12 protein-coding genes and 1 tRNA gene are annotated in these 12,158 nt (G+C 62.5%); 1 reads left to right on the forward strand and 12 read right to left on the reverse strand.

The genetic code is table 11. The features are described 5' to 3' along the window. Positions 1 to 33 precede the first annotated feature (33 nt). The 3 genes from NKJ89_RS13085 to NKJ89_RS13095 all read right to left on the reverse strand — a co-directional run bounded on the left by NKJ89_RS13085 (position 34) and on the right by NKJ89_RS13095 (position 2,231). Complete coding sequence (locus NKJ89_RS13085) at positions 34 to 420, reverse strand: MerR family transcriptional regulator (RefSeq protein ID WP_006203215.1); 387 nt, start codon at positions 418 to 420, stop codon at positions 34 to 36. A gap of 113 nt (positions 421 to 533) precedes the next feature. After that, complete coding sequence (gene mgtE, locus NKJ89_RS13090; protein WP_502904128.1) at positions 534 to 1,931, reverse strand: magnesium transporter; 1,398 nt, start codon at positions 1,929 to 1,931, stop codon at positions 534 to 536. 215 nt (positions 1,932 to 2,146) lie between these two features. Next, positions 2,147 to 2,231 (reverse strand) — tRNA-Leu (locus NKJ89_RS13095). A gap of 178 nt (positions 2,232 to 2,409) precedes the next feature. Here NKJ89_RS13095 and lipB point away from each other — a divergent pair. Further along, on the forward strand, positions 2,410 to 3,153 hold the full coding sequence (gene lipB / locus NKJ89_RS13100) for a lipoyl(octanoyl) transferase LipB (protein WP_352602891.1): 744 nt from the start codon (positions 2,410 to 2,412) through the stop codon (positions 3,151 to 3,153). 21 nt (positions 3,154 to 3,174) lie between these two features. Here the strand turns inward: lipB and NKJ89_RS13105 are convergent, their stop codons facing one another. The 9 genes from NKJ89_RS13105 to NKJ89_RS13145 all read right to left on the reverse strand — a co-directional run bounded on the left by NKJ89_RS13105 (position 3,175) and on the right by NKJ89_RS13145 (position 12,155). Further along, a complete protein-coding gene (locus NKJ89_RS13105) occupies positions 3,175 to 3,312 on the reverse strand; it encodes a hypothetical protein (protein WP_352602893.1) in 138 nt (45 codons plus the stop codon). Continuing rightward, on the reverse strand, positions 3,284 to 4,426 hold the full coding sequence (locus NKJ89_RS13110; protein ID WP_352602895.1) for a site-2 protease family protein: 1,143 nt from the start codon (positions 4,424 to 4,426) through the stop codon (positions 3,284 to 3,286). Before NKJ89_RS13110 ends, NKJ89_RS13105 begins: the two co-directional genes overlap by 29 nt. A 406-nt stretch (positions 4,427 to 4,832) precedes the next feature. Then, positions 4,833 to 5,516, reverse strand: coding sequence for an ABC transporter ATP-binding protein (locus NKJ89_RS13115; protein WP_023757151.1), 684 nt, complete (start codon positions 5,514 to 5,516; stop codon positions 4,833 to 4,835). Continuing rightward, positions 5,513 to 6,799 carry a lipoprotein-releasing ABC transporter permease subunit gene (locus NKJ89_RS13120; RefSeq protein ID WP_352602897.1) on the reverse strand — a complete coding sequence of 429 codons (1,287 nt, stop codon included), beginning with the start codon at positions 6,797 to 6,799 and terminating at the stop codon, positions 5,513 to 5,515. Before NKJ89_RS13120 ends, NKJ89_RS13115 begins: the two co-directional genes overlap by 4 nt. Then, positions 6,796 to 8,124, reverse strand: a complete 1,329-nt coding sequence (gene proS, locus NKJ89_RS13125) for a proline--tRNA ligase (RefSeq protein ID WP_023757149.1) — start codon at positions 8,122 to 8,124, stop codon at positions 6,796 to 6,798. The genes NKJ89_RS13120 and proS overlap by 4 nt, the downstream gene beginning before the upstream one ends. Before the next feature lie 633 nt (positions 8,125 to 8,757). Beyond that, positions 8,758 to 9,042 (reverse strand): DUF1467 family protein, encoded by a 285-nt coding sequence (locus tag NKJ89_RS13130; RefSeq protein ID WP_352602899.1) that lies wholly within the window; start codon positions 9,040 to 9,042, stop codon positions 8,758 to 8,760. Continuing rightward, positions 9,039 to 9,443, reverse strand: coding sequence for a methylmalonyl-CoA epimerase (gene mce, locus NKJ89_RS13135; RefSeq protein WP_352602901.1), 405 nt, complete (start codon positions 9,441 to 9,443; stop codon positions 9,039 to 9,041). Before mce ends, NKJ89_RS13130 begins: the two co-directional genes overlap by 4 nt. Before the next feature lie 101 nt (positions 9,444 to 9,544). Further along, positions 9,545 to 11,215, reverse strand: a complete 1,671-nt coding sequence (locus tag NKJ89_RS13140; RefSeq protein WP_352602903.1) for a ribonuclease J — start codon at positions 11,213 to 11,215, stop codon at positions 9,545 to 9,547. Positions 11,216 to 11,333: 118 nt separating this feature from the next. Then, a complete protein-coding gene (locus NKJ89_RS13145) occupies positions 11,334 to 12,155 on the reverse strand; it encodes a biotin--[acetyl-CoA-carboxylase] ligase (RefSeq protein WP_352602905.1) in 822 nt (273 codons plus the stop codon). Positions 12,156 to 12,158 lie beyond the last annotated feature (3 nt).

Genomic DNA, 12,158 nt, shown 5'->3' on the forward strand with positions numbered 1-12,158 from the left:
AGATTTGCCGGAACGACCGCGATCATTGGCCATTCAGGTGTTGACGCCAAGCTCCACCAACCGCTCGACGCAGGACTCTTCGGCCTGGTCGAGTTCGGCGAGCGTTTCCTCGAGGTCGCGACGCTTCTGCCTGAGGTCCTCGCGCTTTTCCTCGATGCGCTTGATCATCAGCTTGAGTTGACCGACCTCGCCGGGCGGCTCCTTGTACATCTGGATGATTTCGCGGATTTCGTTGATCGAAAAACCAAGTCTCTTGCCGCGCATGATTTGCCGGATGAGGTGGCGATCGGAGGGGCGAAACAGTCGTGTGCGGCCACGCCGCACCGGCTGCACCAGTCCTTCATCCTCATAGAAGCGCAGCGTCCGCGTCGATACGTCGAACTCGCGAGTCAACTCGGTGATCGAATAATATTCCCGCATTGTCACTCCCACACGCCGGAATCCCGACCAAACCCACGCCATGCCGGAATCGACATGGCGCCCCGCGCCAGCCTCGCACGGCGTTTACGTAAAAGTCAATTGAAGGGCGCACCTCAACGCACGCCGAACCACCATGTGGCGATGCCCAGAAACGCAAAGAAGCCGACGACATCGGTAACCGTGGTGACGAAGACCGCAGAAGCGACCGCTGGATCGACCTTGAAACGGTCGAGCAGCAGCGGGATCAGGATGCCGGCGAGCGCGGCCACGAACATGTTGATGATCATCGCCGCCGCGATGATGCCGCCCAGATTGGGATCGCGGAACCAGGCTGCCGCGACGACACCGATCAGGATGGCGAAGATGATGCCGTTGATGAAGCCGACCCCCATCTCGCGGCGAATGATGCGGCTGGCGTTGTAGATGTCGAGATCCCTGGTCGCCAGCGCCCGCACGGTGACGGTCATGGTCTGCGAGCCGGCGTTGCCGCCCATGCCCGCGACGATCGGCATCAGCACCGCCAGTGCCACGATATGTTCGATCGTGCGGTCGAACAGGCTGATCACCGACGCCGCCAGGAACGCGGTCAAAAGGTTGATCAGCAACCACGGAACGCGCGAGCGCGAGGTCGAAAAGATACTGTCGGAGAGCTCTTCGTCGCCGACGCCGCCCATGCGCATCAGATCTTCCTCGGCCTCCTGCTGGATGACGTCGACGACATCGTCGATGGTCAGCACGCCGACCAGCCGCTCGTTCTCGTCGACGACGGCGGCCGACAAGAGATCGTACTGCTCGAATTCCCGCGCCGCCTCTTCCTGGTCCATGGTGGCGGGAATGGCGTGCCGCGTCTCATGCATCACCTCTTCGACCTTGACCGAGCGCTTGGTGCGCAGGATCTGGTCGAGGTCGATGGCGCCGAGCAGCTTGAAGCTCGGATCGATGACGAAGATCTGGCTGAAGCGCTCGGGCAGATTGTTGTCCTCGCGCATGTAGTCGATGGTCTGACCGATCGTCCAGAACGGCGGCACCGCGACGAACTCGGTCTGCATGCGGCGGCCGGCGGTCTCTTCCGGATAGTCGAGCGAGCGGCGCAGCCTGATCCGCTCGGTGAACGGCAGCCGCGACAGGATCTCGTCCTGGTCTTCCTGGTCGAGATCCTCGAGAATGTAGACCGCATCGTCGGAATCGAGTTCCTGCACCGCTTGGGCAATCTGCGCATTGGGCAGACTGTCGACGATCTCCATGCGGATCGCCTCGTCGACCTCGGTCAGCGCGGAGAAGTCGAAGTCGGCGCCCAACAGTTCAACCAGCGCGCGGCGCTGGTCGGGGTGCAGCGCCTCGAGCAGGTCGCCGAGTTCCGATTGGTGCAGATCGTCGACTTCACGCTTCAGCGCGAGCGTGTCGCGATCGGCGATCGCAGCACCGATCTGGGCTAGGAAGGACGAAAGAACGGCGCCGTCCTCGCCATAGATATCGGCTTGGTGTTCCTCGGCGGCCCTGGCGCCGGTCATCCGTTCGTCCTGGCCTTCCACCAGCGCCTCCCGCCATCGCAATCCCGGAAAAGGTGCAAATCAGGTCTAGAACATCGGGCCCAAAAGTGGAAACCGGTTTTGGGAGAATCCGATGTTCAATAAGGAAATGGCGTAAAGCGCGGGAATATCAAACGAAATGCGCCCTGCCCGCAGCGGGCGGAGGCTGGCACAAATCGGATTCTGGGAAGAGATACTGGTGCGGTCGAGAAGACTCGAACTTCCACGGGTTGCCCCACAGCGACCTCAACGCTGCGCGTCTACCAATTCCGCCACGACCGCACGTGGTAGAGCCGGAACCGACCGGCTCGCGGCGTGTAGCAAATCGTTTCCGGCGAAACAAGTGCGCGGCACGCAATAATGTCAGGCGATTGGCATAACCTTCCACAGGATGGCAATGCAGGGCCGAACTGGACGTTTCGCCGGATTGGCGCCATATGAGGGCAACACGAGATACGTCATGCCAGAACGCAGCCAGATCGCCACGTCGTTCCTGCCGCTCCCCGGGTCGGCACCGGTCGAATGGCGCGTCGAACCGGGCCTCACCGCCTACCCCGATGCGCTTGCATTCATGGAGGCGCGCGCCGAGGCGATCCGCAGCGGCGCCGCCGGCGAAATGGTCTGGCTGGTCGAACATCCGCCGCTTTACACGGCCGGCACCAGTGCCCGCGGCGAGGATCTGATAGACGCCAACCGCTTCCCGGTGTTTGAAGCAGGACGCGGCGGCGAATACACCTACCATGGACCGGGCCAGCGGGTTGCCTATGTCATGCTCGACCTGAAGCGACGACGCGAGGATGTGCGCGCCTTCGTCGCCGCGCTCGAACAGTGGATCATCGGCACGCTCGCAGCCTTCAACGTGCATGGCGAGCGCCGCGAGGACCGGGTCGGTGTCTGGGTTGTGCGTCCAGATCGCCCTTCCCTGCCGGACGGCTCGCCGGCCGAAGACAAGATCGCGGCAATAGGCATCCGGCTGCGACGCTGGGTGAGCTTTCACGGCATCGCCATCAATGTCGAACCGGATCTCGACCATTTCAGCGGCATCGTGCCCTGCGGCGTGCAGGACCATGGCGTCACCAGCCTCGTCGACCTCGGTCTTCCCCTGACAATGGCCGACCTTGATCTCGCGCTGAAATCCGCCTTCGAGGATGTCTTTGGTCCCGCCACGGCCTTGTCTATCGAAACTGCCCGCAAGGCGGGTTGATTCTTCCTGATCCGATACGGCTCAAATTAGCTGAGCTGAGGCCCACAAGACGCCGTAGCCGTGGATGGCGAACACCGCCAGCAGCGCCGCCGCCATGGCGAAGCGGTCAACGGTGCGGATCGGCTTCAGCTCATGACGCGGCTTGAACCCGCTGCTCATCGTCAGCAGGCTGAGAATTGAAAACACCGCCCCTGTAGCGAGCAGAAAGTTGGAGGAAAAAGCCGGCCTGCCAACCCACCGCCAGAAAGGCCGAGAGCAGGAAGAACGAGGCCAGCGCCAGCACGATGGGCCCCGGACAGATCTGGCGCAGCACCTGGCCGCCGTCGAACTTCCACACCGGCACAAGATTGGCGATATTGAACAGGGCGGCGAAGCCAGCCAGCGTCGCCAGCAGCCCAGCCGCCAACCGATGCCCTTCCGCGCCGGCAAAGGTGCTCGCAGCGATTGCGATCGGCACCAGGAAGGCGGAGAAGCCGGCGCCCATCAACGCCACGAAGGCGACCTCGAAACGGCTGTCATAGGGCCGCCCGCCAATGGCGATGCCACCGAGCAACGGAATGAAGATCATCCGCGCCCTGTTGTGGCCCATCAGCCGAAATGCAGCCATGTGACCGAGCTCATGCAGGGCGACCACCGATGTCAGGATCGCGGCAAGTGCCAGCCCGCCAAGGTGAAGGCCGAAGAACGGCCACAGGATCAGCGCCGAAAGACCGGCGAACCCCACCTGGCTCAGCGGATGCTCGAACCAGCCGCCCTTGCGATACTGCCCGGTCCGCGCCCAGCGCTGCAGCTTGGAGAGTTCGCGGCGCATGGCGAAATAGCGGAACACCAGGAAGGCAACGCCGCGATAACGATCGGTCTGGCTGAGCGTCACCCGCGTACCGTTGCCCTCGGAAACGAGTTCGGCGGTTTCGCGATAGTCCTTCCAGAACGAAGCGTCGAGCGCGGTGTCCTCGATGACGCGCATCGAAAAGCGGCTTCCCTCTACGACGTCTTCAAACCGCGACTTGCGCTCGATCGGCTTGCCGTCGCTTCCTTCCCAGGACAGCATGATTCGAGCCACGCCCTCTCCGTCCGGCTCCTCGGCGGAAAGGATTTCACCGGACCAGCCGGCATCGCTGCCGAGCGGCCACAGCGCCTGCCAGAGACGCTGACGGTCCATCGCCACCAGACGAGACAGCCGGACCGTGCGCAAACCAAACGGCACGGTCATCAAGAGAAAGATCAGCCCGAGATTGCTGGCCACCAGAATGGCCGTGACGATGGGCGACACGTGACGTTGCTCCCCTGTCTTTCAGATCACCCTATCGTCGCGGCGGCAAGAAAGGCTTAACGGGCGCAACGGTCTCGGCCGCGCAGGATCCGCGGCGGCGAATGCCGCCAAAAATCACATGGCTCCGATCCAGATCGCCATGGAAACGAGGAAAGTGCTCATGCAAACCAGTGAGATGACATCCTGAACCAGATCGGTCATAACTCTCTCCTGTTGTTGATATGTTCGTATTTTGTTCTAATTTTGTTCAAATGTCAACGTGCACAATCCGGCCGCCTCCGGAATTTTCGGGAGGTCGGATCGGCAGGGTTAAGAAAAGGTTGACGGGCGTGCGACGGTGGCCCGGCGCCGACCAGGGCCCGTCGAGATTCAGGTCAGGCCGGCATTATCTGAATATCGGCATGCGCTAGAGCGGGACGACTTTGCCATCGGCCAGCGTCACCCGCCGGTCCATGCGCGACGCCAGTTCGTGATTGTGGGTGGCGATCAGCGCCGCGAGGCCCGATTGCTTGACCAGCGCCGCCAGCGCCTCGAACACATAGGAGGCAGTGACCGGGTCGAGATTGCCGGTCGGCTCATCCGCCAGCAGCACCAGCGGCGCATTGGCAACGGCGCGGGCGATGGCGACACGCTGCTGCTCGCCGCCGGAAAGCTCGGACGGCCGGTGCGACGCGCGCTTGCCGATCTGCATGTAGTCGAGCAGCTGCGCGGCGCGCTCCGCCGCTTCCTTGCGGCTCAGCCCTTTGATGAGCTGCGGCATCATGATGTTTTCCAGCGCCGAGAATTCCGGCAGCAAATGATGGAACTGGTAGACGAACCCGACATCGTTGCGGCGGATCGCCGTGCGGTCGTCGTCGGAAAGGCGTCCGCAGGCGCGGCCGGCGAGGATGACGTCGCCGGCATCGGGACGCTCCAAGAGGCCGGCCGTGTGCAACAGCGTCGACTTGCCGGTGCCCGACGGCGCCACCAGCGCCACCATCTCGCCGCGCTTCAGCGAGAAATCGGCGCCGTTGAGAATGGTGAGCTTGCGCGGCCCCTGGACATAGTGCCGCTCGACGCTCTTCAACTCGATAATGGCCTCGGCCATCACTCGTACCTCAAGGCTTCGACGGGATCGAGGCGCGCGGCCCGCCATGCTGGAAAAACCGTTGCCAGGAATGACAGGCCGAGCGCCATCAGGATGACATAGGTCGTCTCGCGCGGATCCATCTTCGCCGGGAGCTGGCTGAGGAAATAGAGCTCCGGGTTGAACAGCACCTTGCCGGTCATCCAGGAGAAGAACTGGCGGATAGATTCGATGTTGGTGCAGATCAGCACGCCGAGCAGCACGCCGGCGAGCGTGCCGGTCACCCCGATCGCTGCCCCCGTCATCAGGAAGATGCGCAGGATGGCGCCGCGCGACGCTCCCATGGTGCGCAGGATGGCGATGTCGTGGCCCTTGTCCTTCACCAGCATGATCAGGCCGGAGATGATGTTGAGCGCCGCCACCAGCACGATCAGCGTCAGGATCATGAACATGACATTGCGCTCGACCTGCAGGGCGGAGAAGAACGTCTCGTTGCGCTGGCGCCAGTCGACCATGTCGATCGGCCGCTGCGCCGCCGCCTCCACCTTCGGTTTCAGCGCGTCGACGTCATCGGGATTGTCGACATAGATCTCGATCGTTTGCGCCCGGCCGTCCATGTTGAAATAAAGCTGCGCCTCGGAGAACGGCATGTAGACGATGGACGTGTCATATTCCGACATGCCGACTTCGAAGATCGCCGAGATCTTGTAGCCCTTCATGCGCGGCGTCGTGCCAATCGGGGTCACGTCGCCTTCCGGTGAGATCAGGGTAATGGTGTCGCCGAGCGTCAAGCCGAGATTCTCGGCCATGCGCTTGCCGATGGCCACGCCCTCGCCCGTATCGAAATCGGCGATCGAGCCCTGCTTGATGTTGCCGGCAACGATGGCGATCTTGCCGAGATCCTCGCCGCGGATGCCGCGCACCAGCGCACCGGTTCCGCCGCCGACATTGCCCTGTGCCAGCACCTGGCCATCGATCAGCGGTATGGCGTATCTGACGCCTGATACACCGTTGATGCGGCCGGCGACCTGGGCATAGTCCTCAAGCGGCGAATCGAGCGGCTGCACGATGAGATGACCGTTGACGCCGAGAATGCGTGTCAGCAGCTCCGCCCTGAAGCCGTTCATCACCGCCATCACCACGATCAGCGTGGCGACCCCCAGCATGATGCCGAGGAAGGAGATCGACGCGATCACCGAGATCACCGTCTCCTTGCGCCGCGAGCGCAAATAGCGCCAGGCGACCATGCGCTCGAAGATGGAAAAGGGCCCGGCGCCCGCCGATCTTGCCGCCACCGCTTCGCTCATGCGGCGATACCGAAGCGCTTTTTCGCATCCGCGATCGGCAGCGTCTCGCGCTCGCCGGTCCTGCGATTCTTGATCTCGATCTCGCCGGCAGCCACGCCGCGCGGTCCGACGATCACTTGCCACGGCAGGCCGATCAGGTCGGCGGTGGCGAACTTGCCGCCGGGGCGCTGGTCGGTGTCGTCATAGAGCACGTCCTTGCCGTCAGCGACGAAAGCGGCATGCAGCTCGTCGCAGACGCGGTCGCACTCGGCGTCGCCCGCCTTCATGTTGATCAGCCCGATGTCGAACGGCGCCACCGCCTCCGGCCAGATGATGCCGTTGTCGTCATGGCTCGCTTCGATGATCGCCGCGACAAGGCGCGACGGACCGATGCCGTAGGAGCCGCCGGAGACGAAATGATCCTTGCCGTCGGGGCCGGTCACCTTGGCGCCCATCGGCTTGGAATATTTGTCGCCGAAATGGAAGATGTGGCCGACCTCGATGCCTCGAGCCGAAACCTTGTCGTTCTCGCCGATCTTTTCCCAAGCCGCCTCGTCATGCATCTCGTCGGTGGCGGCGTAAGGCGTCGTCCACGTCTTGACGATGTCGCCGATCTCGGCGTCGTTGGTGAAGTCGGTCTTCTCTCCGGGCACATCGAGCGAAAGATAGTCGCGATGGCAGTAGACCTGGCTCTCGCCGGTATCGGCAAGGATGATGAATTCATGGCTGAGGTCGCCGCCGATCGGTCCGGTGTCGGCCCGCATCGGAATAGCCTGCAGGCCCATGCGCGTAAACGTCCTGAGATAGGACACGAACATCCTGTTGTAGGCCGCCTTGGCGCCCTCGAAGTCGAGGTCGAAGGAATAGGCATCCTTCATCAGGAATTCCCTGCTGCGCATGACGCCGAAGCGCGGCCGCACCTCGTCGCGGAACTTCCACTGGATGTGGTAGAGATTGAGCGGCAGGTCCTTGTAGGATTTCACATAGGCGCGGACGATCTCGGTGACCACTTCCTCATTGGTCGGGCCGTAGAGCATGTCGCGGTCCTGCCGGTCCTTGATGCGCAGCATCTCCTTGCCGTAGTCGTCATAGCGGCCGCTTTCGCGCCACAGATCGGCCGACTGGATGGTCGGCATCAAGATTTCCAGCGCACCGGCACGATTCTGCTCCTCGCGGATGATGCGGCAGACCTTGTCCAGCACCCGCTTGCCGAGCGGCAGCCACGAGAAACTGCCCTGCCCCTGCTGGCGGATCATGCCGGCGCGCAGCATCAGCCGATGCGAGACGATTTCAGCCTCGCGCGGATTTTCTTTCAAGATAGGCAGGAAATAGCGCGACAAACGCATGGACTGGTCCGTGAGTGAGGATCGCCGCGCGGGAATCGGCGCGGCACGGGCTTGCTTGCCCCGGCTTCATAGCCATTTCATGGCGGAATGGAAACCCGGACGCACCGGTCCGAAAATCGGAAATTGATTTTCAAAAATACGGCGCTACTGCGAGTAAAACTGTTGCACTGTCCTTCGCGGATCGGGCAAACGCGCGGCGTTCCAAGGCGCCGTGATTGCCCCGCGCGCCTTGCAGGTCGTTTCCCAAGCAACGCCTGCCGCACTATTGTGCAGTGCAGCACGAGAATGCCCGTTTCAAGGCAAAATTCTTCGTGACATTTTCATTCGCGTTAGGCTAATGTGCCCTCATAACCGAGAGGGTAGAAAAAAATCTGCTCTCCTACGCGGTCAAAGTCTTGGGAGGATGCGATCTAGGCGCGGTTACTCGCTGCCACCGGAAACCGGAAACAGATCGGACGCGTTTAAATTGCAAGGCCTTGTGCCTTGCATTTTTTTTGTGCAATCACCCGCTTAGCGCAACGAGTTGCCAAACTACCTTACCTTGCGGCAGCACTCGTGCAGCCGCGAACGGCACGGCATTCCTGTTCGGAACGCGCAGCATTCCGAGTGATAAAAACGCCCTTGCGGGACGGTTTATTTGGTTGGGGTTTGGTTGAATTCAGGCACGATGTGCGGGATGTCGTTGAGGCTATATCCCAACCCATGCGTCAGGCCATAAAAAATGCCCATGAGGACGGCCGTGGCGAGGGTGGTGCGGATCACGGCGCGCAGCATATGGGGACCGCGCGGCGCGCTCGGAACCGTGCCCAGCGTCACATCATGATCGTCATCCTGCGTCTTCACACTGAACGGCAGCACGGCAAACAGCACCACCCACCAGGTCGCGAAAAAAAGGGCGGTGAACGAAACCCAGCTCATGATTGCTCCAGTTCGATCAGCGTGCCGAAGAAATCCTTCGGATGCAGGAACAGCACCGGCTTGCCGTGCGCGCCGATTTTCGGGTTGCCGTCGCCGAGCACACGGGCGCCGGCAGCCTTGAGACGGTCACGCGCGGCCAGGATGTCGTCGACCTCATAGCAAAGATGATGCATGCCGCCGGAAGGGTTCTTCTCCAGGAAGGCAGCGATCGGCGACCCCTCGCCCAACGGCTCCAGAAGCTCGATCTTGGTGTTGTCGACATTGACGAACACCACCGTGACGCCATGCTCCGGCAGCGCCTGCGGCTCCGTCACTTCAGCGCCAAGCGTGTTGCGATAGGCGGCGACGGCAGCAGCCAGATCCGGCACGACAAGCGCGACATGGTTCAGGCGTTCGAGCATAGGTTTTCCTCAGGGCAGTAGGCAGTAGGCAGTAGGGAATGGTGATAGATCTGCATCTCTGTCATTTTTCCTCTGCTGCCTAATGCCTACTGCCTACTCCCTCATCTCGTCACAAACACCGTCACCAGCGGCTTCTTGCCCCAGGCTTCGTTGGCGGCGCCGCGCACCGCGCGCCGGACTGCTTCCTGCACAAGGTCGAGGTCTTTTCGGCGCTGACGGGGGATCGAGTCCACAGCGCCGATTGCCGCATCGATCATCAGGTCCTCCAGCGTCTCACCACGGCCGTCGGCCTCGGCGACGCCGATGGCGACCAGGTCGGGATCGCCGGCAAGCTCATACTTCTCGTCGAGCACGACATTGACCGCGACATGGCCGGCAAAGGATAGCTTGCGCCGGTCGCGTATGCCCATCGCCTGATCGGTGCCGATCAGCCTGCCATCCTTGTAGATGCGGCCGAACGGCACCTGGTCGATGATGGTGGCGGGACCGGGAGCAAGCCTGAGCATGTCGCCGTCGCGCACCTGCGCCACCTGGCCGATGCCCGAACTCGACATCAGCGACCCCTGCCCCACAAGATGCGCCGCTTCGCCATGCACGGGAACGCCGATCTGCGGTCGAACCCATTCGTACATCTTGCGCAATTCGCTGCGCCGCGGATGGCCGGAGACATGCACCAGCGCATCGCCGTCCTCGATGATCTTGATGCCGAGGTCGATGAGGCGGTTCTTGATCTCGAGGATCGCCTTCTCGTTGCCTGGAATGGTGCGCGAGGAAAACACCACCGTGTCGCCGGCCGTAAATGAAACCGATTTCATCTCGTCGCGCGACAGCTTGGCCAATGCGGCAAGTGGCTCGCCCTGGCTGCCGGTGCAGATGATGACGAGGTTTTCGCGCGGGATGAAGCCAAAATCCTCCTCGGCGATGAACTCCGGCAGCCCGTCCATATAGCCAAGTTCGCCAGCCACATCGATCACCCGCTTCAGCGAGCGGCCGAGCACCAGGCATTGGCGGCCGGCATCGCGCGCCGCCCTGGCGATGGAGACGATGCGGCCGACATTGGAGGAAAATGTGGTGACGGCAACACGGCCCTTGGCCGCCTGGATGACGCCTTTCAGTCCTTCGCCGACCGCGACCTCCGACGGCGACTCGCCTTCCCGCAGCGCGTTGGTCGAATCGCAGATCAGCGCCAGAACGCCCTTGTCGCCATAGGCGCGGAAACGCGCCTCGTCGGTCTTCGGCCCGATCGTCGGCTCCGGATCGATCTTCCAGTCACCCGTGTGGATGACGGTGCCGGCCGGCGAGGTGATCGCCAGCGACATCGGCTCGGGAATGGAGTGCGCGACCGGAATGGCCTCGATCTCGAACGGACCGACGGTGAATTTCTCACCTGCTCTGTAGATCGTCACCGGTATTTTCGGAGCCCCCTGCTCGCCTTGCCGCTTGGCTTCGAGCAAGCCGGCGCTGAACGGCGTCATCCAGACCGGGGCCTTCAGCTTCGGCCAGGTGTCGAGCAGCGCGCCATAATGGTCTTCATGCGCATGGGTGATGACGATGCCGCGCAGATTGGCGAGGTTCTCCTCGATAAAGCGCGTATCTGGCAGCACGAGGTCGACCCCGGGGAGGGTGGCATCGGGGAAGGTCACACCGACATCGATAACGATCCACTCGCGCGCGCTCGGCGGACCGTAGCCGTAAAGAGCGAAGTTCATGCCGATCTCGCCAACCCCGCCGAGCGGCACGAAGACAAGGTCGGCGTTTTCCGCTTTCGCCATGATTTTTCCCTTCCTGGTCCTCAGACCAAGTCCATAAAGCAATTCCAGGAAAAGTGTCTAACGATTTTCCCACAGGAACTGCATGAAAACAAACACTTAGAGCCACTAGCGAACGGCCCTAGACGCGGGCAGACGCGACCGCGCCGAAATGCACGTCGCCGGCGGCGATCGTCAGAACAGAACCTTCATCGTCGCGGATCACGAAACGGCAGTCCTCGTCAATGGTTTCAAAGATCCCACGCACGACATTACCGTCAATTCTGACAGCAACCTGCCCGCCGAGCCCCGCCGCGCGAGCCAACCAGCGTCGCCTGACGGCCGCAAGTCCGCGCCCCTCATCCCACAACCGGGCATTTTCGCTCCAGGCATCCGACAGCGCCAGAAACAGTGTTTCCGCATCGCATGTCGCGCCCAGCGCACGCAATGATGTTGCCGGATAGGGCAAATCCTCAGGGTATGCCACCACATTCACGCCGATGCCGACCGCCACCGCGAAACGGCCGCCGTCAAGGATCGCCGATTCCAGCAGGATGCCGGCCAGCTTGGCGCCGGAGGCAAGCACGTCATTCGGCCATTTCAGCTCGAAACGGTTCTTTCCCTCACTGCCGCCGTCGAGGCCAATGGCGATCCGGCCCTTCGGCACCACGGCGTCGAGTGCATCGGCCAGCGCTAGGCCGGCGACGAAGCCCAGCGTTGCGGCAAGGCGAAGCTCGGTCTTGGTGATGACGAGCAGCGTCGCCGCCAGATTACCTTCGGGCGTCGACCAGACGCGGCCACGCCGTCCACGCCCGCTTTCCTGTTTCTTGGAAACGACCCACAGCCTGCCTGGATCGCCGGCCTTTGCGTGGTCCAGTGCCAGCGCATTGGTGGAGCCGACGCTGTCATGCGCCTCGAGCCGGAACCCTTCCGACGCCGAGGTTGGAGCCAGCCGAAACGCCATGCC

Source organism: Mesorhizobium sp. M0047, assembly GCF_040323315.1.
In the GTDB taxonomy this organism is placed as follows: Bacteria; Pseudomonadota; Alphaproteobacteria; order Rhizobiales; family Rhizobiaceae; genus Mesorhizobium.